Source organism: Janthinobacterium sp. SUN073 (assembly GCF_030397665.1).
In the GTDB taxonomy this organism is placed as follows: Bacteria; Pseudomonadota; Gammaproteobacteria; order Burkholderiales; family Burkholderiaceae_D; genus Janthinobacterium.
Window position 1 is genome coordinate 61457 of record NZ_JAPUBT010000005.1, and the last position, 25885, is coordinate 87341.

Sequence of the window (25885 nt, forward strand, 5' to 3'; positions counted from 1 at the left end):
CTACAGCTGCCACAGACGCAGCGGCAGCAAGCCCCACCAGGCCAGCACCAGAAGCAATTGCAGCGCCGCCAGCAAGGCGATCCAATCCCATTTCACCCACGAACCCGCCTCGGCTGCCGTGCCACGGCTGCGCCAGCAGCGCGCCAGGCCAAACGCCATGGACAGCGGCAATGCGCCCGTGACCAGCGCCAGCAGCACGCTGGCCACGGTGACATCGCCCAGGCGCAGGTAAGACTGAAAATAGAAAAACGGCAGCGGCAAGAGCAGCGCCAGCTGCGACAGCAGGGGCGCGAACAGATGGTCGCCCCGCGCCAGGCGGCGCAGCGCGGCGCGCCAGACACCCACCACCAGCACATACAGCAAGCCCGCCATGCCCAGCGCCAGGCTGCCCCACAAGACCAGCATGCGCAGCATCGATACCCGCTCATAGCTGCGCAAGCCGTCGCTGAGGATATGCTTGCCATCCTCCTGCAGCAGCACGTGCGATGGCGTGCTGCGGTCGCTGGCGCGGAACAGCAAGCCGCCCACCGGTTCCAGTTCCTTCGGCTCGCCCTGGAACGGGATCAGGAACAGCGACTCGCCATCCCATTTCAGACGCGTAAAGCCGAAGACGGCATCGACCCAGGCCATGCTGGCCATGGGGCTGGGTGACGGCACATACACGCCCTGCCAGTTTTCCACCGTGGGCGCGGGCGTGCCCTGCGGCGCTGGCGCGCGCAGCGGCAGCTCCAGGTCGCGCAGCAGCAGGCGGTTGAAGCGTTCATAGTCGGCTGCCTCCGCATCCGTATTGAAGGCCACGAAGAAGGCGCTGTCCTGCTCCGGGTAGATGCACAGCATGGCGCGAAAACCCACGGCCGTGCCAGGGTGGCAGGCGCCCACCACATTGTGGCGGTCGCGCACGGCAAGGGCCAGGCCGTGCCCCGTTGCCAGGCCCGCCTGCGCCGCATCCGTGCCAGCCGGTTCGGACAAGGCGCCCATCAGCGCCGGGTCGATGAAGCGCTGGTCCTGCAGCTTGCCGTCGCCCATCAGGAATTGCGCCAGCTTGCCCATGTCGGCCGCGGTGGTGGTAAATTGCGCGGCCGGACGCAGGTACTGCGGCACGGCCGCTTGCGCCACGCCATGCTCGAAGTGGCCCATGGCCAGGCGCGGATCAGCCCGCGCGCCCGTCTGCGTGACGAAAGTAAACGTGCTGTCCGCCATGCCCAGCGGCTGCAGCAGCTGCGCATTGAGGTAGCGCTCATACGGCTGGCCCGTCACCTTCTCGATCACCATGCCCAGCAAGCCATAAGCCATGTTCGAATACGCATAGCGGCTGCCGGGCCGCGCGCGCACGCGCAGCAGATTGCGTCCGCCGTCAAAAGCGGCCGCCAGCGGCGTCTGCGGCGCCGGATTCATGCTGAACGCCTGCCAGAAGCGCACATTGTCGAGGCCGGACGTGTGCGCCAGCAGGTGGCGGATGCGCACGGGGTCGCTGGTCTGCCACGGGTTGTTCAGCGCCAGTTCCGGCAGCACCTGCTGCACGGGCGTGTCGAGTGTGAGCCGGTCTTCGCTGACCAGGCGCAAGACGCCCAGCGCCAGCGCCACCTTGCCCACGGAACCCACTTGCACGCGCGTGTCCGCCTGCATGGGTAGGTGCTTGGCGGCATCGCGCTGGCCCGACGCGCCGACTTTGACTGTGCCATCGGGCAAGACTTCGCTCCAGACGGCGCCCGCCAGGCCCTCTTCCTTCAAGCCGGCGGCAAACTCCGCCTCCAGCGCAGGCGCGGCGGCATGGGCCGCCGTGGCGCACAGCAGCAAGGCCGGCACGGCGCGCCGCAGCCATGACCCGGCGCGCGCGGTCCAGGTGGGATGTGGATGTGCTTTCAACAATGTATTTCGCCTTTTTCCATGGATTGCGCTCCCGTTCAACAGAGCTTGTTACAATAAAAACCTGAGCAAACAATCAAGCGGGAGCCTGCATGTCACAAGATATTATTTTGGATACCCCACTCCGGCAGACCAAGAACCTGGCCTGGTGGTTGTACCTGATACATGGCGCCAGCTTCGTGTTTTCGCTGGGCGCGTTTTCCTTCATTCCGCTCATCATCAATTATGTGAAGCGGGACGAGGCGGCCGGGACCTTCGTGTACAGCCATCACAGCTGGATGATCCGTTCCTTCTGGTGGTATGTGGCCTGGATCGTCGTCGGCGCCGTGCTATGGATGACCATCATCGGCATTCCGCTGGCGTTCGTCGTGTGGGGCGTGGCCTGGCTGTGGAAAGCCTACCGCTTGCTGCGCGGCTTCCTCGACCTGAACAACAACACCCCCGTCCCCCTGTAAAAGGTGCTTCGCGGCAAGCCAATGGCTTGCCGCTGCCTACATCGCCGCGAACGCCCGTTCGATATCGGCGATCAGATCCTGCGGATCTTCCAGCCCCACGTTCAGGCGCACCAGCTGGCCCGGCAACTGCCAGCCCTTGCGCATGGCGGCGATGCGGTACGGCATCACCAGGCTGTTCGCGCCGCCCCAGCTGTAGCCTATCTTGAACAACTGCAAGGCGTCGACGAAACGGTCCGTCTGCTGCTCCGTGTAGCGGGCATCGAACAGCACGGAAAACAGGCCGCCCGCGCCCGTGAAATCGCGCTGCCAGATGGCGTGACCGGGACAATCGGCGAAGGACGGATGCAGCACCGTGGCGATCTCGCTTCTTCCCTTGAGCCAGGCGGCCACCGTGCGCGCGCCCGCATCGTGCGCGTCGAAGCGCAGCTTCATGGTGGGCAAGCCGCGCAGCACCAGGTAGGCGTCATCGGCGCCCACGCCCATGCCGAGGCGCATGTGCGCCAGCGCCAGGCGCTCGTGCAGCGCCCGCTCGCGCGTAATGAGCGCGCCCATCAGCACGTCCGAGCCGCCCGACTGGTATTTCGTCAGCGCCTGCATGATGATGTCCACCCCCAGCTCAAAGCCGCGCAGGGCCAGGCCGGCCGACCAGGTGTTGTCCAGGGCCACCAGCACGCCGCGCGCATGGGCGGCCGCGCAGATGGCGGGCAAATCCGGCACTTCCATGGTCACGGAACCCGGCGCTTCCGTCCAGATGAGCTTGGTATTTTCCTGGATCAGGGCGGCGATGCCGGCGCCGATCAGCGGGTCGTAATAGCGGGCCGTGATGCCGAAATCCTGCGCCAGCCAGCGTCCCAGTTCGCGGTTCGGGTTGTAGATGTTTTCCGGCAATAAAGCGTCATCGCCCGTTTTCAGCAGGGCAAAGTCCGCCATGGCGATGGCCGCCAGGCCCGACGGCGCCAGCAGGCAGTACTTGCCCCCTTCGATCTCGGCCAGCCGCGCTTCCAGGGTGAACGTGGTGGGCGTGCCGTGCAAGCCGTAGGTGTAGGCGTTCTTCTCTTTCCAGTCGCCCGAGCGCATGGCCGCCACGTCCTTGAACAGCACGGTCGATGCGTGATGGATGGCGTTGGGAAAGGCGGCAAAGCCTTGCGGCGCCTGGTAATCGCTGTGGATCAGCGCCGTCTGGGGGGATTTGATTGTGGTCATGGCGTCGGGAAATAAAAAAAAGCGGATCAGCAATTGCTGGTCCGCCTTGATTGTAAGGGCTTTCGGCCCCGTACGCCGTACGACTGTTACACCTGCTTACTCGGCGGCGCCCCACAGGTCGTGCGCGTCCGCTGAAGTAATTTTTACATCAAAGAACTGGCCCACGGCCAGCTTGCGGTGCGGCTCGAACGGCGGTTTTACGTACACGACGCCATCGATTTCCGGCGCGTCGGCGGACGAGCGGCCCACGCCGCCGGAGCGGGTGACTTCATCGATGAGCACGCGCACGGTCTTGCCGACCTTGGCTTGCAGGCGTTTCTTGGAAATTTCTTCCTGCAGCAGCATCACGCGGCCACGGCGCTCTTCGCGCAGCTCTTCCGGCACGGGATTTTCGATCGCATTGGCCGTCGCGCCTTCGACGGGCGAATAGGCGAAGCAGCCCAGACGGTCGATCTGCGCTTCCTTGAGGAAGTCCAGCAAGTACTCGAATTCCGCTTCCGTTTCACCAGGGAAACCGGCGATGAAGGTCGAGCGGATGGTCAGGTCCGGGTTGATGGCGCGCCAGGCCTGGATGCGGTCGAGGTTTTTCTCGCCGCTGGCCGGGCGCTTCATGCGTTTGAGCACGTCAGGGTGCGCATGCTGCATCGGAATGTCGAGGTAGGGCAGGATGTGGCCGCCGCTCATCATCGGGATGATCTGGTCCACGTGCGGGTACGGGTACACATAGTGCAAGCGCACCCAGGCGCCGTAGGTCTTGGCCAGTTCGCCCAGCGCTTCCGTCAGTTGCGTCATGTGCGTCTTCACGGGACGGCCATTCCAGAAGCCGGAACGGAATTTCACGTCCACGCCATACGCCGAGGTATCTTGCGAAATAACCAGCAACTCCTTGACGCCGGCCTTGAACAGGTTTTCCGCTTCGATCATCAGTTCGCCGATCGGGCGCGAGACCAGGTCGCCGCGCATCGATGGAATGATGCAGAAACTGCAACGGTGGTTACAGCCTTCGGAAATTTTCAGGTAGGCATAATGCTTCGGCGTCAGCTTGATGCCTTGCGGCGGCACCAGGTCGAGGAAGGGCGCATGCGGCTTCGGCAAATGAAAATGGACGGAATCCATCACTTCGGACAGCGCGTGCGGACCGGTAACGGCCAGCACTTTCGGGTGCACCTTCATGATGATGTCGTCGCCGGCAGCATCTTTCTTGGCGCCCAGGCAACCGGTCACGATGACTTTACCGTTTTCAGCCAGCGCTTCGCCGATGGCGTCGAGCGACTCTTGCACGGCAGCATCGATAAAACCGCAGGTATTGACGATCACCAGATCGGCGCCAGCGTAGGATTTCGCCGTTTCGTAGCCTTCGGCGCGCAGTTGGGTCAGGATTTGTTCGGAGTCGACCAGCGCTTTCGGGCAGCCGAGCGAGACAAAGCCCACTTTCGGCGCCGCACCTGGCATGGCCAGCATGGCCTCTGGCTTGGCGGAAGGAACGGGAATACGGTGAATTTCAGACATAGTTGGCAGCTAGCAAAATGATGAGGCGAATCGGCTATTGTACCCCGAGCCGCCCCTTGCTGTCAGCGCCGGCTTCTTTTGCTGGCGCATCTGCAACGCTACCACCCCAGCTTTGTTGCGGCCGCTGCCATCGTGGCGGCGGTCGAACAAGGTCCGGCCACACATTCCAGGTATCAAGAAAGTCAAAATAATGCCTTAAGGAAATTAATGGCATGACATATAATTTTGTTTTTTAAAAAACTAAATGAATCCCATGTCTTTGTCCTTTTCCAAATTGAAAGCGCGGCACCGGGCTGTAGCGGCTTGCGGCTTGACTGTATTGCTACTCAGCGGCTGCGTCGTCAACACGTCGGTGGTTGACCCACTGAAAACGAGTGCACAATCGGGAGAAACCCCGGTGGTAGTCAGCATCACGTCGAATACCAAAGATATTTACGGTTTCAATATGATCAAGTTACGCCGTGTGGTGGCGGGGGAGCAGCGCAGTGATTTCAAGCTGGTCTCCGCAAATCTGGTGATGAAAAAGGTCGAGAGCGCGATGGCAGGCGATACTTCCCTGTTCATTGGCGCACTACCGCCTGGCGAGTATGAGTTTGTCGAACTGATCGACACGCGGGCCAACAAGCTCTTGCATGTGTACTCGAGCATCGTGGGAAGCTTCAAGATCGAAGCGGGCAAGTCGGCGGATCTGGGCCGGCTGATTGTGACACGCGGCGATTTCGGAGTGCAATACGGTCGCAGCGCGCAGGTGCTATCCAATGCGCAATTGCTCCAGCGCTTTGCCCCCGACTACAGCAAGTTATTCGGCGCTGCTGCCAGCCCAGGCTGGAGCACCCCACACCACGCGCAGGACGATGTCGAGCAATTTGCCCGCGCCCACCCGGCCGGGGCCGAGTGCGCCACCGAAATGCCCGATGGCCGGGTAGCTGCCGCCAGCCGCATGGGCGCCGTCCTGCTGCGCTCGACACAAGGTAAATGGAAGATCATCAATGCGCCCTCGGTGGAGTCGCTGTCTTGCGTCTTTCCCGTAGACCTGCCCAATGCCGAGTTGATCGCGGTAGGCGAATCGGGCTCCCTGCTACGCAAGGCGAGTGACAGCGACAAGCTGCTTCCTGTCGATACAGGCAACCTGCCGCCCGGCAACCTGCTGCGCATCGGTGGCAACTCAAAGGATGGCTGGTACGTGATGCATCGCAAGGGCGATGCATTGAACATTTTCCATGCGAATCAGCTGGACGGTGGCGACTGGCGATCCGTGTACCGTTCCACCTTGCCCGGATCGTGGCTGCATGGCCCGGGCTTATTGTGGACGTGGCAAGACGCGGAGCGGATCGGCTATGCGCTGGAAAGCGGCTTGATCGGCGAACTCGACTACCGCACGGGCAAGTTGACCGAACGCTTTAGTCCGCACAAGAAAAGCTTGACGCAGTTTATCCATCAAGCCAATGGCACGCAAAGCGTTCTGGTAGCGGCGGGTCTGGGAGGACGCTTTCCCGACGCCTATGTTTCACGGGATCGCGGCCAGAACTGGACGCCTATCGTGTCGCCCTTCAAGGTCCTGATGTCGCCCGTGGCGCCGCTCAATGACGGCAAACTGCTGATGGAAGCCGGCATGTATAACGAGGGCGCCCTGCTGGTCAGCAGCGACGAAGGCAAGACCTGGGGGCCGTATGTCCCATACACACTGCGCAACGCCCCGTTGATATTCCCGTCCGGCCTGGCGCTCAATATCCAGGAAGATTTCAAGGGTAAGGTCAGCATTTACAGCTCCATGGACAATGCCAGGACATGGAAGCTCGAGCATTCAAACCAGGACCTGCTCTCCACGCTGCAACAACGGAAGCAATAACATGCAGCATCGGCAGCCGGCGGGATGACGCCCGCAAAGCACAACGGCACAGGAGTTCCTGTGCCGTTGTGTGGCCCGCATTGGCTGCGGCTTACTTTTTGTCGGTCGGTGGGACTGGCGGCACAAACGGGAACGTGCCGAACAGATTCTTGCTCTGGCTCTGCATCTGTTCCTGCATCTGCACGAACAGGCTCTTGCTCTGGTCGATGTAGTTGTTCATCATGCCTTGCATCATCGGGCCCTGGACATTCATGAACTGGGTCCACATTTCCGGGCTGAATGGCTTGCCTTCGAAACTGCCGGCCGACGTGCCCGTGAATTTGTGCTGGATATCGGTGAACGCTTGCACGTTCTTTTCCAGGTAGGATCCCATCATGCCCTGCATGGCATGGCCATAGTAGCGGATGATCTGCGACAACACGCTGCTCGAAAACATGGGCGCGCCGTTCGCTTCCTCTTCCAAAATGATTTGCAGCAAGATGCTGCGCGTCAAATCTTCACTGGATTTGGCATCGACGACGGTAAACACCTCATTGTCCAACACCAGCTGCTTGACGTCCGTCAAGGTGATGTAGGAACTGGTTTGCGTGTCGTACAGACGGCGGTTGGGATATTTTTTAATCAGGCGGTCTATACTTTTTTTTGCACTACTCATCACAAGTTCCACTTATTGCGCCGCAGCGCATACTGAGTTAATCCGAAAAAAAAGCGAACGTGGGTCCGCTTTCGCACCTGCCTACTTTTTCCATTATAGAGTGGAAAACGGCTCCATTGCACATCAGGGTAGTAGATTCCCGCATTTATTGCAACGCAACTAAAAGTAGATTCCTGACAAGACCGATGATTACGCCGACCTTGTCAGGCAAAAACGCTTTGTGACTTAATCTGCCCTGACTTTAACATATCGCCCCGGCGCCGGCTCGATTGCCGCGTGGCGTTTGTTGCCCGGTTTGCCTGGCGCCTTCACCTGGGTACCGCCGTGTTCGGCCAGGAAGGCCGCCCATTCGGGCCACCAGCTGCCCGCATGCTCGGTCGCGCCTTCCATCCACTGCTCGGCAGTCAAGGGCTTGGCTTTCGCCGTGCGCGGCTGGTCATTGCTCCAGTAACTGCGCTTTTTCTTCGACGCCGGATTGATCACGCCGGCGATGTGGCCTGAAGCCCCGAGGATAAAGCGGTTGGCTTTCGGCTTCTTGGGATTCAGCAAGGCTGTGCTGGCGTAGGCCGCGCCCCAGGGTACGATATGGTCTTCGCGCGAGCCATAGATGAAGGCGGGCGCGTCAATGCTGCTCAGGTCGACCTGTTCTCCGGCCACCGTCAGCTTGCCCGGCACTTTCAGGCTGTTTTCCAGGTAAGTGTTGCGCAGATACCAGCAAAACATGGGGCCTGGCAAGCCCGTGCCGTCGCCATTCCAGTACAGCAAGTCGAACGCGGGCGGCTCCTTGCCCTTCAGATAGTTCGACTGCACGTAATTCCACACCAGGTCGTTCGGTCGCAGGCTGGAAAACGTGCTGCCCAGGTCGCGCCCCGTCATCAGGCCGCCCTTGGCCAGGCTCTGCTCGCGCAGCGCCACTTGCGGCTCGTCGATGAAGACGTCGAGCGCGCCCGCGTCGCAGAAATCGAGGAAGGTGGTCAGCAGGGTCAGACTGGCGGCCGGATTCTCGCCCCGCGCCTTGAGCACGGCCAGCGCCGTCGAGACGATGGTGCCGCCCACGCAAAAACCGAACATATTGAGCTTGTCCTGGCCGGAAATGTCCTGCGCGAAACGGATGGCTTCGATCACGCCTTGCTCGACGTAATCGTCCCACGTCAGGTGCTGCATGCTCAGGTCCGGATTACGCCAGGACATCAAAAACACGGTATTACCCTGCTCCACCGCATAGCGCACGAGCGAGTTTTCCGGCTGCAAGTCAAGAATATAGAATTTATTGATGCACGGCGGCACCATCAGCAGGGGACGCTGGTGTACCGTGGCCGTCGTCGGCGTGTACTGGATCAGCTGGAACAGGGCGTTTTCAAACACCACCGCGCCCGGCGTGGTGGCCACGTTGCGGCCCACTTCGAAGGCCGATTCGTCGGACTGCGAGATGCGGCCCTTCTGCATGTCGGTCAGCATATTGCTCAAGCCCTTGGCCAGGCTTTCGCCCTTGGTCTCGATCAGGGTTTGCTGGGCGTCAGGGTTGGTGGCCAGAAAGTTGGCGGGCGACATGGCATCGACGATTTGCTGCACCGCAAAGGCAATCTTTTGCTTCTGGTGCGGCGTCGCTTCCACGGCGTCGGCCATGGCGCTGAGAAACTCCGCGTTCAGCAGATAGGCGGCCGCATTGAAGGCCGACAGGGGACTGGCGTGCCAGGCGGGCGCGGCGAAGCGGCGGTCTTTCAGCTCCGGCGCCTTGCCGGCCATAAAGTCAGCCCACAAGCCCGTCAGCTTGGCCACATAGGCATTTTTCAGTTGCTCGATCGCTTCCGGCTTGATGCTGGCGCCCGTATCCTGCAAAATGCCGGCAATCGGATTGCCCTGGGGCTGCGGTACCATGTTGAACCACGTCTTCCACTGCTCAGGATTGCTGATCTGCGCCATCCATTCCTTGGTCATCATTTGAGGATCGGGCATATTCATAGATGTATGTAAGTCCATTCAAGAATTAATAAATAACTACTTCCGGGCCACCTGCATGCAAACTCTTACTCACTGCCACTACTCATGATGCTCATGACCGCTGTTGCCTGGATCTATGTCGTCGGCCTCATGGCGCTGACGGAACCGTCCATCGTCGCCGGGGTAATGACCTTCGTGCTGTACTGCGTCATCCCGCTGTCCATCCTATTCTATCTGACGGGCTCGCGGCGACGCAAACGCAAGGCTGAGCGCGTCGCTGAACTGAACGCGCGCGCGCTCGCCTCAGCAGACGATAAAACAAAAACGGCAGACACATAAGTGTCTGCCGTGCAGATTATTTGCGCCAGATCAAGCTGGCCTGTCTTCCCGTGACGCCATCGCGCCGGTACGAGTAAAACTGCGCCGCATCGCTGACGGTGCAATATTCCCCGCCCGCCACTTGCGCCACGCCATCGCGCAGCAGCATGGTGCGCGCCAGCGCATAGATATCGGCCAGGTACTTGCCCGGCTTGCCGGCAATGGCGGCGAATGCATTCGATAGCACTTGCCGCTCGGCATCGTCGCGCGCGCCGTCGCGAAACGCTTGCAACACATCCTGCCCCACTTCGAATTGCTGCGGTCCAATGGCTGGTCCCAGCCAGGCGAGGATCTCCCCCGCGCCCTGCGCCCGCATCGATGCCACCGTGCGCTGCAAGACGCCGTTGGCCAGGCCGCGCCAGCCCGCGTGGGCCGCGCCGACGACCAGGCCGTCCGTCGAACAGAACAGCACCGGCAGGCAATCGGCCGTCATCACCACGCACACGGCGCCCGCCTGTGTGGCGATGCTGGCGTCGGCATCGGGCACGCAACCGTCCAGACTGGCCGCGTCCGCCACGGCCACGCCATGCACTTGCGACAGCCAGGCCGGTTCGGCAGGCAAGATGGCCGCCAGCCGCGCGCGGTTGACCGCCACGTGCGCGGGCTCGTCGCCCACGTGCGTGCCCAGGTTCAAGCCACCGCCGCCCTGCCCGTCACCATACGGCCCTTGACTGACGCCGCCCGCGCGCACGGTCGCCAGCGCGCCCACGTTCGCGGGCAGGCCGGGCCAATGGGGAGTAAGGCAAGGCAACGGTGACGTCATCAGACCTGTTCCGGCTCGGGAATGCCGGCGGTGGCGATCAGTTGCGCGAAATCATCGGCCAGCGGCACGATCCATTCGCACGCTTCCAGGGTGCCCGGATGCACGAGGCCCAGGCGGCGCGCCTGCAGCGCCTGGCGCGAAAAGACGGACACCAGGTGCTGCTTGCCGTACACGGAGTCACCGACCAGCGCAAAGCCCAGGTGCTGCATGTGCACGCGGATCTGGTGCGTGCGGCCTGTTTCCAGGCGGCACTGCATCAGGCTCACGGGACGGCGGTCGAGTTCGCCGCTGCCGATCAATTCATAGTGCGTGATGGCAGGCTTGGCGGTGAAATTCTCAGACACTGCCATCTTGACCCGGTCGCGCGGGTGGCGCGCGATGGAGGCATCGATGGTGCCCGCCATTTTCGGCGTGCCCCACACCAGCGCAAAGTATTCACGCTTGACGGTGCGCGCCTGCAACTGGCGCACCAAATCCGTCTGCGAAGCGAGGGTCTTGCCGACCACCATCAGGCCGCTCGTATCCTTGTCCAGGCGGTGTACGATGCCGGCGCGCGGCACGCCCGCCAGTTGTGGGCAGTGATGCAGCAGGCCGTTGAGCAAGGTGCCCGACCAGTTGCCAGGGCCCGGATGCACGACCAGTCCGGCCGGTTTGTTGATGACGATGATATGCTCATCTTCGTGCACGATGTTCAATTCCATCGCTTCCGGCTTAAAAGCCTCGTCTTCCGGCGCGCTTTGCGGCAGAATGACGATCTTCTCGTCGCCATAGGCGGTCATGTTGCGTTTGGCAACTTTTCCATCGACGGTCACGAAACCGGCTTCCAGCCATAATTGCAAGCGGCTGCGCGAGTATTGCGGCACCAGCTGGGCGATGACTTTATCGAGGCGGTGGCCGCAGGCGTCCGGCGTCAGTTCCAATGTAATCGGGGCCATGATCTCGAAGGCGTCGTCGGCGGCAAAATCGCCGTCAAACGCATCTTCGGCGCCATGGTCAGAAAGGGAGTCAAACGCGGAGTCAGCCAAATTAGGCTTCGGAGTTAATATCACAGCATTCCCATCGGCTATAATCAGCCTATTGTAAAATCTTGGTTAAAACCTTCTTGCAAAACGTCATGCAAAAAAAATTATCGTTGGTAGTCGCTTCAGTCGTTCTGCTCGGCATGTCCGCTTGCAGCTTGTTGCCTGAAAAAGTGGATGAGACCAAAAACTGGTCCGTTACGAAATTATACTCGGAGGCGCGTGAAGAAATGACCGGGCAGCACTATGAAGCTGCAATCGGCCTGTTCCAGAAGCTGGAGGCTAACTATCCTTTCGGCAACTATGCTCTGCAAGCGCAGATGGAGATCGCTTACGCGTATTATAAGGCGGGAGACCAGGCGCAGGCACTGGCTGCCGTCGAACGCTTCATCAAGTTGCATCCGAACCACGCCAATGTAGACTATATGTACTACTTGCGCGGCCTGATCAGCTTTAACGACCAGATCAGCTTCCTGAACTTCCTGTACGAGCAAGACCCGACCGAGCGCGACCCGAAAGCCACGCGCGAAGCGTTTGCAGCCTTCAAGCAACTGGTCGACAAGTTTCCAAATAGTAAATATGCGCCCGACTCGCTGGCCCGCATGAACTATTTGATCGATGCCATGGCGAAATACGAAGTGCACGTAGCGCGGTATTACTACCGCCGCGGCGCCTACCTGGCCGCCGCCAACCGCGCACAAACGACGGTCAGCGACTTTGCCGCTTCGCCCGCCATCGAAGAAGCGCTGTTCATCATGTACCGCTCGTATGACAAGCTGGGCTTGACCGACCTGCGCGACGACACCTTGCGCGTGCTGACCAAGAACTACCCGAACACGGCATTCCTCAGCCCGGAAGGGGTGAACAAGGAACGCAAGTGGTGGAAATTCTGGCAGTAAAATGAAAAAACCGGAGCTTGCTCCGGTTTTTTCTTGCGTCAACCCCAAAAGCAAGGACCGGGGTCGTACCCTGAGGGTACGACCCCAGCTTTTGCAGCTGGGGTGCTTTACTGATTCATTCGCCTACTCGCCGACCTTGCGCCGGAAGACCCAGCTGGTATCGTTTGACGCTTCCGGCACGAAACCGTAGCCATCGACGTCAAACTGTTTCAGCTGCTGCGGATCGCGGATAGCGTTGACGGCCGCATAGCGGGCCAGCATGCCGCGCGCGCGCTTGGCGTAGAACGAGATGATTTTATATTTGCCGTTCTTCCAGTCCTCGAACACGGGCGCGATGACGGGCACGTCCAGCTGGCGCGGCTTGACGGATTTGAAATATTCTTCGGAAGCCAGATTGACCAGCACTTTCGCGCCCTGCTCTTTTGCTGTGCGGTTCAGGCCATTGGTGATGGTATCACCCCAGAACGCATACAAATCCTTGCCGCGCGTGGTCGACAAACGCGTGCCCATTTCCAGGCGGTGCGGGTGGATCAGGTCCAGCGGGCGCAGCAAGCCGTACAGCCCGGATAAAATGCGCACGCGCGACTGGGCGTAGTCGAGCTGTGCTGGCTGCAGGCTGCGCGCGCCGAAGCCCGTGTACACGTCGCCATTGAAGGCCATGATGGCCTGGTGCGCATCGGTCAACTGCGGGGTCCAGGATGCGTAGCGGGCCACGTTGAGGGCCGACAAGGCGTCGGAAATACCCATCAGGCTACCCACTTCGGCCGGCGAGAACTGGCGCATGCGGGCGATCAGCTGGGCGGAATGGTCGAGAAAATCGGGGGTGCTGTGCAACGTGGTCGTTGGCGGCGTCTCCAGGTCGAGACTCTTGGCGGGCGAAAGCACGATCAACATAAATTATCACTACAAAATAGAATTGCCGACATGATACCTGCTCCACAAAAACTCGTCCTCGACACCAACGTATGCCTCGACCTGTTCGTCTTCAACGACCCCCGCTGGGCGAGCTTGCTGGCGGCCATGGAAAGCGGCGCCGTGCACGCCATCACGCGCGAAGATTGCCGCGCGGAATATCTGGTCGTGTTGCATTACAAGCATCTGCCGCTCGACGAAGCCAGCCGCGCCGTCGCCGCCGCCCGCTTCGACGCCCACATCACGGTCGTGGCGCCGCCCGTCTCCGGCGTGCGCCTGCCCGTCTGCACGGACAAGGATGACCAGAAATTCCTCGAACTGGCGCGCGACGCCAACGCCGACATCCTCATCACCAAGGACAAGGCCCTGCTGAAACTGGCCCGCAAGACGGCCAAGGCCGGCATGTTCAAGATCATGTTGCCGGAAGGCTGGGTATTGCCGGGCTGAGCCGCCAAAGCCCCATACGCAACGGGGCGCGCTGCGCTAGAATGGGAGACGATTCCACTTTGCGCACCGCGATCCTACCGTTCATGAACAGCCCGTCCCTGCCCCATCTGACTCCCTCCCTGACCTCGCGTTTGCCTCTCGTGGGCACCACCGTGTTTACCCGCATGTCCAGCCTGGCGGCCCAGCATGGCGCCGTCAACCTGGGCCAGGGCTTTCCAGACTTCGATTGCGACCCGGCCCTGGTCGATCTCGTCAGCGACGCCATGCGCGCCGGCCACAACCAGTATCCGATGATGACGGGCGCAGCCCCCTTGCGCGAGGCGATTGCCGCGAAGATCGCCAGCTTGTACGGCCACAGCTATGATGCAGGCACGGAAATCACCGTCACGGCAGGCGCCACGCAGGCGCTCACCACGGCCATTTTATGCTGCGTGCATCCGGGCGACGAAGTCATCGTCATCGAGCCGGCCTACGACAGCTATCTGCCCGCCATCGCGCTGGCTGGCGGCGTGCCCGTGCTGGTCTCCATGGAGGTGGGTGAACAGGGCTACAGCGTGCCGTGGGACAAGCTGGCCGCCGCCGTCAGCTCAAAAACGCGCTTGATCATCATCAATACGCCGCACAATCCGACGGGCACCATCTTGCGCCCTGCCGACGTGGCCGCGCTGGCCGACATCGTGCGCGGCACGCAAATCCTGATACTCTCCGATGAAGTCTACGAGCACATGGTGTACGACGGCGTGCCGCACGCGTCCCTGAGCCGCAACGCGGAACTGGCGGCGCGCAGCTTCATCGTCTCCAGCTTTGGCAAGACGTATCATGTGACGGGCTGGAAAGTGGGCTATGTGGCGGCGCCCGCGGCCCTGACGGCGGAATTTCGCAAGGTGCACCAGTACAACGTGTTTACCGTCAACACCCCGATGCAACACGGCATCGCCGGCTATATGGCGGACGCGCAGCCTTACCTGGACTTGCCCGCGTTTTACCAGCGCAAGCGCGATTTGTTCCGCGACGGCCTGGCGGGCAGTCGCTTTACTCTGCTGCCGGCCGACGGCACGTATTTCCAGTGCGTGCGCTACGATGCCATTTCACAAGAGACCGAAGCGCAGTTCGCCGAATGGCTGACGGCGGAAATCAAGGTGGCCGCCATTCCCGTCTCCGCGTTTTATGCGCAGGGCAAGGAATCGGGCATCGTGCGTTTCTGCTTTGCCAAGCAGGATGACACCTTGCGCCTGGCGCTGGAGCGCCTGCGCAGCATATAACCGAGCACTGAGCATGGCTTCGCCACGGCGGAGCAAAGGATGACAGCATGGTACAGCGTCGCATCGGCCCGGCCGACCTGGTTCCCGGCGAACCCCTGCCCTGGGATCTGTTTCTGGCTGACCATAGTGCCGGCCCACAACTGCGCAAGGGGCAGATCATCACGGACGGCGCGCAGCTGGGCCGCTTGCTGCAACTGGGTCTGTACGCGGGTACGCCAGAGCAGCCGTCCGTCTTGCGCTTGCTCAATCAAACGGCGCAACGCCTGGAACGCCTGCTGCTGGACTTGCGCAGCGAAAGCAATGCCGAGCGCGACGTGCGCGACATCGCCCGCGACCTGCTGCGCGCGCTCGAACACGATGCCGACATCGCGCTGGCCAGCATCCTGCTCAACCAGATCGCCGCTACCTACGCCGTGCGCCACTGCATCGAAACGGCACTGCTGGCCATGCTGGTAGGGCAAAGCATGCACAAGTCCCACGATGAACTATTACTGATCGGCGCCGCCGCGCTGACGATGAACGTGGGCATGCTGCGCCACCACGACAGCTTCCAGGACCGGCGCGGCCCCCTGAATGACGAAGAAATGCGCATCGTGCGTCTGCATCCGCAGGAAAGCACGGAACTGCTGCGCTGCGCGGGCGTCGACGACGAGGAATGGCTCAGCTGCGTGCTCTTGCACCATGAAAACGACGACGGCAGCGGCTACCCGCAGGGGCGCACGGCCGATGAAATCCTGCAAAACGCGAAATTGATCGGCCTGGCCGACCGCTATTGCGCCCGCGTCTCGGCGCGCAACTACCGGCGCTCCATCGTGCCCGACCAGGCGTTGCAACACATCTTCCTCGACCAGAACCTGCCCATCGACCCCTTGCTGGGCGAACAGTTCGTCAAGCTGCTGGGCAAGTATCCGCCCGGCACATTAGTGCGCCTGCGCAGCGGCGAACTGGGCGTCGTCACGCAACGGGGCGCCGCCCACGTGCACCCGCTCAGCGACCCACTGGGCGCGCCGCTGGCCGCCGCCCAGGTGGCGCAGATGACGCCGCGCGACACGGGCGACAGCCAGTTCGCCATCGTCTCCTCGCTGCATGAAGACGATGCGGGCGTGCATTTCAGCATGCGCAATGTGTGGGGGGATGAAGCGAGGTTGTAAAAAGATTGGCAGAACTCGCGAAGGGTTTTTTTCAAGCTGCAAGCTGGCATTCAGGCCAAGCCTTCAATCTTCTGCAACCACGCGTCGAAATGCGGGCAATCTTTCCGTATGGCATGCAGGCCGATATCACAGGCGATCAATGGCCCATGGAAAGTCTTTTGGTAAACGTTCATCGCCGCGAGTATGCGCTTCGATGGCGCTGTCTGCGGACTATCGTTAATGTCCTCGGGTGCTGCGGCACGCCGCGCCGCACGTAAAGGTTCCAGCACGGCATCATCATCGGTCCATTGCTGAAAAGCATCCAAATGCACAAATAACAAGGCTTCAAACTCATGCACAAGCAAGTTGGGGATGAAATTGCGCAGCTTGACATCCGCAGCCAATTGCATTTCGAGGAATCGGGCCTTTTGTACGCCACTCGCAGCGGCAGGATACATAGCGCTACTTTTCCCTGGAAAGTCTTTGGGTAGTGCATACAGGTCGAATAGCGTGGTGACGTAAGCCGCAGGATCCTGTTTGCAAAGTTTTTCTATTTGCGGCTTGATCTTCGCGTAGCTGACCACGCCACCTTTGTGGCCAGGACTGGTGCTGACGATGACTGCCGTCAGGTAAAGGCCGATGCCTGCATAGTGAGGCACCAACAACTCGTTGACGAATGCTTCTTCGGTCTGCCCTTCCACCAGCAGGTAAACGCGGCTCATCGTCCGGGCCTCCCACCGAGCAGGTTTTTCTTCCACAGTTCTCCCAGACTGTAGTCCTTGAGCCATTCAGCGAGCGTATCGCCGTCGGGGCGCTTGAACGTCGATGATCCGCCGCGCTTGTCGACCACGATCAAATCATCCACATCAAATTCGTTGACCAATTCCACAGATTGTGTCGAGACGATCAATTGGTGGCTTTGAGCCGCCGACTTGATCAGGCCTGCGAGCACGCTGATGGCAAATGGATGCAAGCCCAGCTCAGGCTCATCGATCAGCACCGCCTTGGGCATGAACTCCTCCGGCTGCAACAAAACGGTCGCCAGGCAAATGAAGCGTAGTGTGCCATCGGACAGTGCGCTGGCGGAAAACGGTTCATCCTGTCCCTGTTCCGTCCATTCCAGCTGTATCTTCTCTTTGTTGTCGACCGTGGGGCGCAGCAGAAAATCACCGAAAAAGGGAGCGACCAGGCGAATCGCCTTCACGATGCGCAAATAATGTTCCCCATGATGAGTTTTCAAGCGCAGCAGAAAAGCCCCGAGATTACGGGCATCGTCGCGCAAATACTCATTGTCGCCGATGCTGTGAATTTGCTTGACCAGGGCCGTGCTGCTGGTATCGTGAAAGTGATACAAACGCCAGCTCAGCATCGCAGGCACAACATACGCCCAGATACGCCCATGCGTCCCCTTTTCCCTGTACTGCGTCTCAAAGTGGCCCGAAGCAGGATGCCATTCACCGTGCACGTTCCACCAGAGTGCCTCGCGATAGAACATCATCCTGTTATCCGCAGTAGGCCGCAGGCGGAAGCGATAACCATTGTTGCCGAAGTAGAGCTCCGCCCGAAGCTCCTCGGTTTTCTTGCGTCCGAAGTGTAATACTGCGTCTGGCCCACCAGCCTGGCCGACAGCAACCTGCAATTGCTGATCCAGAATGCGATTAATCAGCCGAAAAAAACCGATAAAGTTGGATTTGCCAGCACCATTGGCACCGATAAGCACATTTAATCGGCCCAACTCCAGATCACATTCGGCGATGGATTTGTAGCCGCGTAGTACCAAGCGAGAAATCTGGTCAGTATCGTTGACTTGTTTGATCATATTTATGCCCCATTATCTTGACAGTATAGCCTCACAGGCAAACTGGCAGACAGGATGCACGTACTCCAGAGGATTCAGTGCTCCACTTTTTTTCGTACACTATCTGGTATCCGGCGGGCGGGCGCAAACCTATGCCCCGCGTTCATTTCGCCGACTTCAAGTAGGCCCGCAAGCCGTGCGTCAGCACAAACGGAAACACGCTCGCATGGTCCTCGTCCTCGAACACGCGCAAGCGCGTTTTCAAATTCGGGAACTTGCGCGATGTCAGTTTTCCATCGAACTCGCGCAAGTCCGCCAGCATGTCGGCCTCTTCTTCCAAGCGCGAACGCTTCTTGCCTGGCGCCAGCTTTTCCAGGCCGCCGATGCCGAAGAACACGGACGCGGGCAAATCCTTGTGGCTGGCGGCATACGCCTGCTCGCGGTCGAACATGATGCCAGCGTCGTACCACAGCGACGGGCTGCCGAGGATGTAATGCTCGAAGGTGCGCGGTTCCGTCAGCAGAAATTGCAGGCCCAGCAGGCTGCCGTACGAGTGGCCGATAAACACCTTGCGCTGCATGTTTACGCGGTAATGCTGCGCGATGAAGGGAAACACCTCGCCCGAGACGAACTGGCCATACGCCTTCGCTTCGCCGAACGCCGGCGGCCGCCCCGGCATGTCCGAGCGGTAGTCGTGCTTGCGCGGCGTGGTGGGCGTGTAGTCGCGGCGGCGGCTGTACACCCCGCCATCGCCGTTGGCGTACGATAGGCCCACCACCACCACTTCCTCCATCCCCGCATGCTTGTTCAGGCGCTGCGCGATATTGCGCACGATGGCGAACGAGTAATTGGCGTCGACGACGAACAGCACCGGATAGCGTTTATTTCCCTGCCGATAGGAATCGGGCAAGGCCACATATAGCTGGTAGTCGCGCTTCAGGGCTTGCGCTCGGATGTCGCGCACTTCGGTATTGTCAAGAACGTAGCTGGCAGGCGTGGTGGCGGGCGCGGCATGGACGCCGTTAACAAGAACGCAAAGGGCTAGGAGGAAACGATGAGGCTTCAAGCTGGCTTCTTTCATTGAGGTAATTGCTATTTTGCAGCCGCCGCCGTCAGTTGCACCAGCTTGCGCTCGACAAACGCCTGCAGCTGGGGTGACAGGGTTTGCAAGCCCTTGGCCCGCTCGAACGCCTGGCGCGCCTGGGCTGGGTGGTTGTCCGCTTGCAAGGCGATGCCCAGGCCCATCCACCAGACGCTGTTGTCGGGCGCCGTCTGCAGGGCCAGCTGGTAGTGCTCGGCCGCTTCGCGGTAGCGCTGTTCGCGCTGCAGCACGCCGGCCAGGAAGGCGCGGTACTCGCCGTTATCGGCGGCATACGGCAGGCTGCGCGTGAGGGTATCGAGGGCCGCCGCGCCGCCGTTGGCTTTGTCCAGCTGCAAGCGGGCCAGCATCATCGCCTGCGCCGGCTGTTTCGGGTCCAGCGCCAGACTCAGCTGCAATTGGCGCGCCGCCTCGTCGGGGCGCTGCGCTTCGAGCAGCAGGCGCACCAGGGTTTCGCGCGCGCCCTGGTGGCGCGGGTCCAGCTGCAGGGTCTGCTGCAAGCCGGCCAGCGCTTCCGAGACGCGGCCATCCTGCAACTGGCCCAGCGCGCGCCGGTAGTCATTCTCCACGCGCTGCTGCGGCGTGACTTGTTTTCCGTCAAGGATGCGCTCGCTGGCGGCGGGCACGGCCGTCTTTACGACGGGCGCAGGGGCAGGCCTGGCGGGTTGTTGCGTGATGCGGCGCATTTCGGCGGCGCGCAGCTTGGCTGGCGCGACCGCCTCCCTGGCCTGCAACACCGGCTCGGGTGCCACCGGCGCCGTGGAGACCAGCGCCGGCGCGGCAACTGGCGCAGACACAGGCGCAGACACCGGCATGGGTAGCGGCACGGGTAGCGGTGCAGCCACCGGCAGCGGCGTGTTGGCCACGCTGACCAGCACGGGCGGCACGGCCGGGCGCTTCAGGTAAACCCAGCCCAGGGCGATGGCGGCCGCCGTCAGGCCGGCCGCGCCGCCGAAGACCAGCGCGCGCGAGACGCCCCGCTCGCGTTCGGGCACGGAGCGGATGCCTGCCGCGTCGCCGCGCCCATCGGGGGTGCCGCGCGCATCGAGGTCTTGCAACATCTTGTTAATCAGGCTCATCTACAGGCTCATCTTCGTCATCGGTTCAATAAGGTCCAGCTCACGCCGCAGGCGGCGGCCAGCACGCCGGTGCCGGCCAGCCACGGCCATGGCCGTTGCCAGAAGCGGCGCGGCTTGCTGGCCAGGGTATCGCTGGCGGCCAGCGCCACGTGGCGTCCGCTGACTTGCTGCCGGCCTTCGCCGTACGCCACCATCAGCGCCTTGTGCGCCATGATGTTGATCAGGCGCGGGATACCGCCGGAAGCCTTGTACAGCTTGCTCACGCCGCCATGACTGAACAGGCGCGCGCCATCGAAACCGGCCACGCGCAGGCGGTGCGCCACATAAAAATCCACGTCGTCGCGCGACAAGGGTCCCAGGTGATAGTGAAAGGTGATGCGCTGCGTCAGCTGGCGGATTTCCGGCAGGGCAAGCTTGACGTCCAGTTCGGGCTGGCCGAACAGCACAATTTGCAACAGCTTGCGCTTTTCCGTTTCCAGGTTCGTCAGCAGGCGCAAGGCTTCCAGGCTGTCGACGGGAATCGCCTGCGCTTCATCCAGACACAGCAGCACGCGCCTGCCCTGCGCCGCCAGGTTGAGCAGGCGCAAGTTGAGCGACTTGAGCAGCTGATGCTGATCAGCATCTTTCTCCAGCAATACGTCGAGATCGTCCGCCAGCGCCAGGATCAGCGAACGGGGCGGCAAGTTCGGATTCGGGATGTAGGCCGTGACGAAATCCGGCCCCAGCGATTGCATGAACTTGCGGCACAAAAAGGTTTTGCCGGTACCCACTTCGCCAGTGATCTTGATGAAACCCTCGCCATTGCGCGCCGCCACCAGCAAGGTGTTGAGCGCCTTTTGCGACTGCGGGCCGTTGAAGAAGAAACTGGTATCGGGCGTGAGGCCGAACGGCGCCTCGCGCAAGCCGAAATGGGCCTGGTACATTTAGCGCCGCTCCGATGGGCGGCGTGGGTCGAGCGCCTCGATGCGCTTGCCCGAATCGAGCAAGTCCTCGTTCCAGCTGTTGGCGCCCTCGACGATGGTCGGCTTGATCAGCACCACCAGTTCGCGCTTCTGGATCACTTGCCCCGTGTTGCGGAACAAGGCGCCCAGTACGGGAATATCGCCCGCGCCCGGCACTTGCGAGCGGTCCGAGGTGGTGGCCTGGCGCATCAGGCCGCCGATGGCGACGATGCGTCCATCCTGGCTGCGCACCATGCTGTCCATTTCCGAGGTGCTGGAGGCGGCCAGCGGCAATTTCAGTGAACCGGCACTGCCCAGGTCGATTTCCTTGCTGACGGTGGTGACCTGACTGACGGACGGATGCACGTGCAGGATGATATTGCCCTGGTCATCGATCTGCGGCGTCACGTCCAGCACCACCCCGGAAAAGAATGGCTGCAGGGTGACGTTCGGGCTGGAGGTGGTACCGCCCGTGGTACCGGTCGACGTCACGGTGGTGCTCACGCCGGTGACGAAGAATTCGTCCGTGCCTATCTTCAGCACGGCCTTCTGATTGTTCATGGTGGCGATGCGCGGGCTCGACAGCACGTGCACGGCGCCTTGCGATTCCAGGAAGGTAATCATGGCGGCGAAGTTGGCGGTCTGGAAGGCCAGGCCGAACATCGAACCGGCCGCCGTGGCCGCCGAGCTCAAGCCAAAACCGCTGCTGGCCGTCAGGCCGTTGCCATTCGTCATGTTCGGTGGCTGACCGCCGTTGAACGGCAGCGGCGCCAGGGTGCCGCCCGGCTGGATGAAGCCCGTCGAGATGCGGTTCGTGTGGCCGCTCTTGATGGAGGCAAACGAGGCCCAGTTGATGCCGGTCTGGAAATTATCGTTCAGTTCCACTTCGAGGATCTTCGCTTCCAGGATCACCTGGCGGTCCACCGACAGCTGCGTCGCCTTCAGGTACAGGTCGACGGCGCGCAATTCGTCGGGCATGCCGCGCACCACGACGACGCCCGATTGCGGGCTGATCACCACCTTGCGGCCATCGCCCGTGCCGCCGATGATGGCGCCCAGCGATTCTTTCAATTCTGCCCAGAAATTACTGTCCGACGTGGTGCTCAGGTTGGAACTATCTTGCTGCACCTGGCTGCCGGGCTGGCCTGGCTGCTGCGGCTGCGACTGCTGGCCGTTGCTGCCCCCGCTCTGGCCGCTGTTGCTGGTGCCGGCAGACGACACCGACGTCGAGGACACGCGCAAATTCGACGTGCCCTTGCGGTTGCCCGTCAGGTAATTGACCTGGAACATGCGGGTTTGCATGGTGAGGGGCCGAATCGCAATGCGCGTGCCATCGACCTTGTAATCATAGCCATACATCTCGCGCACGGCGTCGAGCGCCTCGAACAGCGTCACATCTTTCAGGTTGGCGGAAATGTTGCCCTGCACATCCGGATGCACGAGCATGTTGTAGCGCGTGCCGTTGACGAGCGAGTGAAAGAACTGGCGCGCCGGGACGTTGTTGAACGCGACATTGAAACGCTCGTCCAGCACGCCGCGCGCCTTGGGCAACTGCGCGGCCAGCGCGGACGCCGGCGGCAGCAGCGCATTTTCCACCGCTGCCGACTGCGCCGCCGGGCTGGTGGTGGCCACTGCGCCTGCCACCTGCTCCTTGATCGCATTGTAGGTGTCGCGCTTCACCGGCGCGACGTTGCAGGCGCACAAACCCGCAGCAAGTCCCAGGACGCTCGCCCGCTTGCTTATTTCAAATATCTTCCGCATTCCCGCCTTGTGTTTATTGGGTGACATGAACCTGTTTCCTTCGTACATGCATTGCATCATTTGCGTCGACCGTCTGCGGAGTCAGCCGCAGCGTTTCCAGGGTCTTGCCGCGCCGCAGCACCACGCTCGCATCGCCTATGCTGACGACGACTGCGCCGCCCACCCTGTCACCCGCGCGCACGCTGCGGCCATCGATCACGGCCAGGCGCCGCCCGCCAGGCCGATTGGAAACCAGCACCGATTGCAGCTGCGGCCGCGCCGCACCGGCAGAGGCCGCACTACCCAGGACAGGCGCCGCATCGGGCGGCCGCGTGGGATCGACCAGCGCCTGGGCAAACACCCCCGGCGCCAAGGCCAGCAGCGCGCCCGCAAGGAACACGCAACGACGGGCGCGCATCACAGCGCGATCCATTTCTCGTCCAGGCTGAGCGTGTACAAGGTCAGGCTCAGCGTGGCATTCGGGTACTGCTCGACTTGCATATTGAGCTTGCCCCAGAACACATGGGACGGCATGGCCTCCACGGCATCCATATAATTCACCATATCCAGATAATTCCCACGCAATACGATTTCCACGCCATGACGGTATAGCACGGCCGGCGCCTTCGCTGGCTCGGCATCCGCTGGCGACTGCCCGGCAGGCGCGGCGGCAGATGCGGACGCCGCCGCCTTGCTGGCGACATGGCCGCCCTGCCCCATGGCGCCGGATGGCAAGGTGGCCAACGACACCAGGCGCAAGTTGGCCTGCTGTTTCAGCAATTGCTGCAGCATCGGCACGATACGCTCGGGCGCCACCAGGCCATTTTGCGTCGATTGCAGGGCCTGCCGCATCTGCTGGACTTCCTGCCTGATCCGTTCGAGCCGGACGCGGTCCTGCTGGTTGGGGTCGCCCGCATGCGCGGCCATCCTTTGCGCCATCTCGGCATCGATGGCCGCGACGGCCTGCTGCCGCTGGGCAATCGTGTCGGCCAGCGCCTTGCGCTTGGCCAACTGCGGATTGACGACCAGATACACCACCATGAAAATCAGCAGCGCGGCACTGGCGCCAAAGACCATGACACGTTCCCGTACGCTGAGCGCATCAAATTTCAGCGCAAATTGTTGCCATTGCTGTTTCATTGCTTGACCGCCCCTGCGCCGCTGGCGGGTACCGCCGACGATTGCAAACTGAATTCAATAAAGCGCGGCGCCGGTGCTGCCACGGCAGCGGCCGGCGCGGCGCCCGGCAATGCCGGCGCTGACACGGCGGCCTGGGCAGGAAGCTGCGCGGTGGCCATGTCCAGGCGCGCGAACGCTTTGCCCTGTAACGCCGATTCCCTGGACAGGGCGCTGATGTACTGAGGCAGCAAGTCCGGCTGCACGACGCGCCCTTGCAAGCCGATCCCGATCTCCTTGCCGGCGCCGGCGATGCTCGCTCCCGTCAGCCACAAGCCATTGACCCTGGCGCGCGCGAAGGCGCGGAAATAATCGGCATAGCCGTGTGTATTGCCCAGTTCGCCGCCCTGCAGAATTTGCCCGGCTTCCAGCAAGGCGCTGCGGTCAGCCTCTGCCTGGCCCAGCGCACCCGCGATCAGCGGGTCCTTGCCGGGCACGGGAAACCGCGCGAACACCTCCGCCCGCCGCGCCTCGCGTGCATCGAGCACGACCTTGGCGTCGGCCGCCGTCCGCTCCAGCGCGGCCACCTGGCGCGCACCGAACCAGACCACCGCGGCACTGGCGGCAAGGAGCAGCCCCAGGCCCTGCAGCAAGCCCAGCGCCGACAGCGCCTGCTTGCGTTTTTCAAACGCAGGGTTGAACAGATTGATTTGCTGGCTCACGCTGGGGTCTCCTCCTGCCGCAGGGCCGCACCCAGGGCCAGGAAAAAGCGCGCCTGGCCGACAGCGGTCAACAGGTCCGGCACCTTGGAAAAATCAAACAGGGCCGTCAGATCGAGCGCCTCGACCGGCATGTACAAATTATCCGCCAGGTAAGCATGCAGACCGTCGCTGCCGGTCGGCGCCAGGACCAGCCTGGCAACGGAAATGAAATGGAATTGACGGTCGAAATGGTCAAAGGAACGCTGCAATTCCAGCGTGATCCTGTCGTAATACTGCTGCCGCTGCGTGTCGCTGGTATCGGCAAGCTGCGCCACGGTCACGTCGATGCGGCGCGCCAGATACAGCTCGCCATCGAACGTCACGGTCAACAGCCCCCCTTCGCCATCGAAAGACAACATGGCCAGGCCGCGGCCCTGCGTTTCCATCAAGCCCGCGATATTGCGCTGGGCCATTTCCGGGATATCGATGACCGACAGGGCGATCTTGCATTCGCCATACAGCGCCTGGCGCTGGGCCACGGCATTGTTGCGCGCCGCGACGGCGAGCAGCGATTGCGCGCGTCCCGGCCCGTTCTTGTCGGCGGGAATATCGATGACGTCGACGGTGGCGTCCGCCGCCGGAAAGTCGAGCATGTCCTTCAGGCGCCAGCGCACGGCGGTCTTGAGCTCTTCCGGCGGCACGTTCGGCGCATCGAGCGTCAGTATCTGGTACTCGCCCGCACCGAGCAAAGTGGTGTTGCGATAAGACTGGGCATGCAGATCGCGATGCATTTTTTCCAGGGTCGCCGCCGCCAGCGGCTTGCGTCCGGGATACATGGCCGCCGCCTGCACCAGCGGCTTGTCGTCCGCGCGCCGCTTGACCACGGCAGCGCACACACCTTCCGCCGAAAATGATGTCGCCAGCCAACCTTCGTGTTTTTTTGCTTTTGCGAATAAACCCATGCCACCGATCCAGAGAATGAAATGCGACGACAGCGGTGCCGTCCGAATGATGCATTGAATCAATTTTAATTCATAGCAGGTATGAACAGGCTAAAAAAGAAATAATTGACAACATATTTTCAGGAAAACACCACGATTGTCACGACGCGCCGGAAAATCAC

25 protein-coding genes are annotated in these 25885 nt (G+C 61.7%); 7 read left to right on the forward strand and 18 right to left on the reverse strand.

Annotation, left to right across the window (positions count from 1 at the left end; genetic code table 11):
* Positions 1-1866, reverse strand: coding sequence for a serine hydrolase domain-containing protein (locus tag O0882_RS15325; RefSeq protein ID WP_289949278.1), 1866 nt, complete (start codon positions 1864-1866; stop codon positions 1-3).
* 92 nt (positions 1867-1958) lie between these two features.
* On the opposite strand from O0882_RS15325, the gene O0882_RS15330 reads away from it, so the two are divergent.
* Complete coding sequence (locus O0882_RS15330) at positions 1959-2321, forward strand: hypothetical protein (RefSeq protein WP_289949281.1); 363 nt, start codon at positions 1959-1961, stop codon at positions 2319-2321.
* 36 nt (positions 2322-2357) lie between these two features.
* Here O0882_RS15330 and O0882_RS15335 read toward each other — a convergent pair whose 3' ends face one another.
* On the reverse strand, positions 2358-3524 hold the full coding sequence (locus O0882_RS15335; protein WP_289949283.1) for a cystathionine beta-lyase: 1167 nt from the start codon (positions 3522-3524) through the stop codon (positions 2358-2360).
* A 96-nt stretch (positions 3525-3620) separates the two neighbouring features.
* Positions 3621-4976, reverse strand: a complete 1356-nt coding sequence (rimO, locus tag O0882_RS15340) for a 30S ribosomal protein S12 methylthiotransferase RimO (protein ID WP_289949831.1) — start codon at positions 4974-4976, stop codon at positions 3621-3623.
* A 310-nt stretch (positions 4977-5286) separates the two neighbouring features.
* Between rimO and O0882_RS15345 the strand changes: the two genes are divergently transcribed.
* Positions 5287-6882, forward strand: a complete 1596-nt coding sequence (locus O0882_RS15345) for a hypothetical protein (protein WP_289949285.1) — start codon at positions 5287-5289, stop codon at positions 6880-6882.
* 91 nt (positions 6883-6973) lie between these two features.
* Here O0882_RS15345 and phaR read toward each other — a convergent pair whose 3' ends face one another.
* Complete coding sequence (gene phaR / locus O0882_RS15350; protein WP_071076767.1) at positions 6974-7537, reverse strand: polyhydroxyalkanoate synthesis repressor PhaR; 564 nt, start codon at positions 7535-7537, stop codon at positions 6974-6976.
* A 225-nt stretch (positions 7538-7762) separates the two neighbouring features.
* A complete protein-coding gene (gene phaC / locus O0882_RS15355) occupies positions 7763-9478 on the reverse strand; it encodes a class I poly(R)-hydroxyalkanoic acid synthase (protein ID WP_289949288.1) in 1716 nt (571 codons plus the stop codon).
* 105 nt (positions 9479-9583) lie between these two features.
* On the opposite strand from phaC, the gene O0882_RS15360 reads away from it, so the two are divergent.
* Complete coding sequence (locus tag O0882_RS15360; protein WP_232730639.1) at positions 9584-9817, forward strand: hypothetical protein; 234 nt, start codon at positions 9584-9586, stop codon at positions 9815-9817.
* Positions 9818-9833: 16 nt separating this feature from the next.
* On the opposite strand, the gene pgeF is transcribed toward O0882_RS15360, so the two are convergent.
* Both pgeF and O0882_RS15370 read right to left on the reverse strand, forming a co-directional pair.
* A complete protein-coding gene (gene pgeF / locus O0882_RS15365; protein ID WP_289949292.1) occupies positions 9834-10619 on the reverse strand; it encodes a peptidoglycan editing factor PgeF in 786 nt (261 codons plus the stop codon).
* Complete coding sequence (locus O0882_RS15370) at positions 10619-11644, reverse strand: RluA family pseudouridine synthase (protein ID WP_071076764.1); 1026 nt, start codon at positions 11642-11644, stop codon at positions 10619-10621. Before O0882_RS15370 ends, pgeF begins: the two co-directional genes overlap by 1 nt.
* Positions 11645-11733: 89 nt before the next feature.
* Between O0882_RS15370 and O0882_RS15375 the strand changes: the two genes are divergently transcribed.
* Positions 11734-12537: an outer membrane protein assembly factor BamD gene (locus O0882_RS15375; protein WP_289949295.1), complete on the forward strand. Its 804-nt coding sequence runs from the start codon at positions 11734-11736 to the stop codon at positions 12535-12537.
* A gap of 123 nt (positions 12538-12660) precedes the next feature.
* On the opposite strand, the gene yaaA is transcribed toward O0882_RS15375, so the two are convergent.
* On the reverse strand, positions 12661-13431 hold the full coding sequence (yaaA, locus tag O0882_RS15380; RefSeq protein WP_289949299.1) for a peroxide stress protein YaaA: 771 nt from the start codon (positions 13429-13431) through the stop codon (positions 12661-12663).
* Between the two features lie 30 nt (positions 13432-13461).
* Here yaaA and O0882_RS15385 point away from each other — a divergent pair, with 30 nt between their 5' ends.
* The 3 genes from O0882_RS15385 (at position 13462) to O0882_RS15395 (ending at position 16309) form a co-directional block, all read left to right on the forward strand.
* On the forward strand, positions 13462-13896 hold the full coding sequence (locus O0882_RS15385; protein ID WP_289949301.1) for a putative toxin-antitoxin system toxin component, PIN family: 435 nt from the start codon (positions 13462-13464) through the stop codon (positions 13894-13896).
* A gap of 83 nt (positions 13897-13979) precedes the next feature.
* The gene (locus O0882_RS15390; protein ID WP_289949303.1) at positions 13980-15158 is read left to right on the forward strand and encodes a pyridoxal phosphate-dependent aminotransferase; all 1179 of its coding nucleotides are present in this window, start codon (positions 13980-13982) and stop codon (positions 15156-15158) included.
* A 47-nt stretch (positions 15159-15205) separates the two neighbouring features.
* The gene (locus O0882_RS15395; protein ID WP_289949305.1) at positions 15206-16309 is read left to right on the forward strand and encodes an HD domain-containing phosphohydrolase; all 1104 of its coding nucleotides are present in this window, start codon (positions 15206-15208) and stop codon (positions 16307-16309) included.
* A gap of 50 nt (positions 16310-16359) precedes the next feature.
* Here O0882_RS15395 and O0882_RS15400 read toward each other — a convergent pair whose 3' ends face one another.
* The 10 genes from O0882_RS15400 to O0882_RS15445 form a co-directional block, all read right to left on the reverse strand.
* Positions 16360-17010: a DUF4276 family protein gene (locus O0882_RS15400; protein WP_289949308.1), complete on the reverse strand. Its 651-nt coding sequence runs from the start codon at positions 17008-17010 to the stop codon at positions 16360-16362.
* Complete coding sequence (locus O0882_RS15405) at positions 17007-18107, reverse strand: AAA family ATPase (RefSeq protein WP_289949309.1); 1101 nt, start codon at positions 18105-18107, stop codon at positions 17007-17009. Before O0882_RS15405 ends, O0882_RS15400 begins: the two co-directional genes overlap by 4 nt.
* Positions 18108-18249: 142 nt before the next feature.
* The gene (locus tag O0882_RS15410; protein ID WP_289949311.1) at positions 18250-19152 is read right to left on the reverse strand and encodes an alpha/beta hydrolase-fold protein; all 903 of its coding nucleotides are present in this window, start codon (positions 19150-19152) and stop codon (positions 18250-18252) included.
* 26 nt (positions 19153-19178) lie between these two features.
* Entirely contained in the window at positions 19179-20264 is a 1086-nt protein-coding gene (locus tag O0882_RS15415; protein WP_289949313.1) for a tetratricopeptide repeat protein, read from the reverse strand.
* A 17-nt stretch (positions 20265-20281) separates the two neighbouring features.
* Positions 20282-21187, reverse strand: a complete 906-nt coding sequence (locus O0882_RS15420; RefSeq protein ID WP_289949314.1) for an AAA family ATPase — start codon at positions 21185-21187, stop codon at positions 20282-20284.
* Positions 21188-22966 carry a pilus (MSHA type) biogenesis protein MshL gene (gene mshL / locus O0882_RS15425; RefSeq protein ID WP_289949832.1) on the reverse strand — a complete coding sequence of 593 codons (1779 nt, stop codon included), beginning with the start codon at positions 22964-22966 and terminating at the stop codon, positions 21188-21190. It lies immediately after the preceding gene.
* A gap of 13 nt (positions 22967-22979) precedes the next feature.
* Positions 22980-23378: an MSHA biogenesis protein MshK gene (locus O0882_RS15430; RefSeq protein WP_289949315.1), complete on the reverse strand. Its 399-nt coding sequence runs from the start codon at positions 23376-23378 to the stop codon at positions 22980-22982.
* A complete protein-coding gene (locus O0882_RS15435; protein ID WP_289949316.1) occupies positions 23363-24085 on the reverse strand; it encodes a hypothetical protein in 723 nt (240 codons plus the stop codon). The genes O0882_RS15430 and O0882_RS15435 overlap by 16 nt, the downstream gene beginning before the upstream one ends.
* Entirely contained in the window at positions 24082-24783 is a 702-nt protein-coding gene (locus tag O0882_RS15440) for an MSHA biogenesis protein MshA (RefSeq protein WP_289949317.1), read from the reverse strand. Before O0882_RS15440 ends, O0882_RS15435 begins: the two co-directional genes overlap by 4 nt.
* Positions 24780-25724, reverse strand: coding sequence for an agglutinin biogenesis protein MshI (locus tag O0882_RS15445; protein ID WP_289949320.1), 945 nt, complete (start codon positions 25722-25724; stop codon positions 24780-24782). The genes O0882_RS15440 and O0882_RS15445 overlap by 4 nt, the downstream gene beginning before the upstream one ends.
* Between the last annotated feature and the right edge of the window lie 161 nt (positions 25725-25885).

Coding starts and splice junctions, on each gene's coding strand:
- O0882_RS15395 (WP_289949305.1), top strand. CDS start 15,206: ATGGTACAGCGTCGCATCGGCCCGGCCGACCTGGTTCCCGGCGAACCC.
- O0882_RS15385 (WP_289949301.1), top strand. CDS start 13,462: ATGATACCTGCTCCACAAAAACTCGTCCTCGACACCAACGTATGCCTC.
- yaaA (WP_289949299.1), bottom strand. CDS start 13,431: ATGTTGATCGTGCTTTCGCCCGCCAAGAGTCTCGACCTGGAGACGCCG.
- O0882_RS15445 (WP_289949320.1), bottom strand. CDS start 25,724: ATGGGTTTATTCGCAAAAGCAAAAAAACACGAAGGTTGGCTGGCGACA.
- O0882_RS15430 (WP_289949315.1), bottom strand. CDS start 23,378: ATGGATCGCGCTGTGATGCGCGCCCGTCGTTGCGTGTTCCTTGCGGGC.
- pgeF (WP_289949292.1), bottom strand. CDS start 10,619: ATGACGTCACCGTTGCCTTGCCTTACTCCCCATTGGCCCGGCCTGCCC.
- phaC (WP_289949288.1), bottom strand. CDS start 9,478: ATGATGACCAAGGAATGGATGGCGCAGATCAGCAATCCTGAGCAGTGG.
- O0882_RS15405 (WP_289949309.1), bottom strand. CDS start 18,107: ATGATCAAACAAGTCAACGATACTGACCAGATTTCTCGCTTGGTACTA.
- O0882_RS15335 (WP_289949283.1), bottom strand. CDS start 3,524: ATGACCACAATCAAATCCCCCCAGACGGCGCTGATCCACAGCGATTAC.
- mshL (WP_289949832.1), bottom strand. CDS start 22,966: ATGCGGAAGATATTTGAAATAAGCAAGCGGGCGAGCGTCCTGGGACTT.
- O0882_RS15375 (WP_289949295.1), top strand. CDS start 11,734: ATGCAAAAAAAATTATCGTTGGTAGTCGCTTCAGTCGTTCTGCTCGGC.
- O0882_RS15435 (WP_289949316.1), bottom strand. CDS start 24,085: ATGAAACAGCAATGGCAACAATTTGCGCTGAAATTTGATGCGCTCAGC.
- O0882_RS15330 (WP_289949281.1), top strand. CDS start 1,959: ATGTCACAAGATATTATTTTGGATACCCCACTCCGGCAGACCAAGAAC.
- O0882_RS15360 (WP_232730639.1), top strand. CDS start 9,584: ATGATGCTCATGACCGCTGTTGCCTGGATCTATGTCGTCGGCCTCATG.
- O0882_RS15345 (WP_289949285.1), top strand. CDS start 5,287: ATGTCTTTGTCCTTTTCCAAATTGAAAGCGCGGCACCGGGCTGTAGCG.
- rimO (WP_289949831.1), bottom strand. CDS start 4,976: ATGCCAGGTGCGGCGCCGAAAGTGGGCTTTGTCTCGCTCGGCTGCCCG.
- phaR (WP_071076767.1), bottom strand. CDS start 7,537: ATGAGTAGTGCAAAAAAAAGTATAGACCGCCTGATTAAAAAATATCCC.
- O0882_RS15390 (WP_289949303.1), top strand. CDS start 13,980: ATGAACAGCCCGTCCCTGCCCCATCTGACTCCCTCCCTGACCTCGCGT.
- O0882_RS15420 (WP_289949314.1), bottom strand. CDS start 21,187: ATGTACCAGGCCCATTTCGGCTTGCGCGAGGCGCCGTTCGGCCTCACG.
- O0882_RS15400 (WP_289949308.1), bottom strand. CDS start 17,010: ATGAGCCGCGTTTACCTGCTGGTGGAAGGGCAGACCGAAGAAGCATTC.
- O0882_RS15415 (WP_289949313.1), bottom strand. CDS start 20,264: ATGAGCCTGATTAACAAGATGTTGCAAGACCTCGATGCGCGCGGCACC.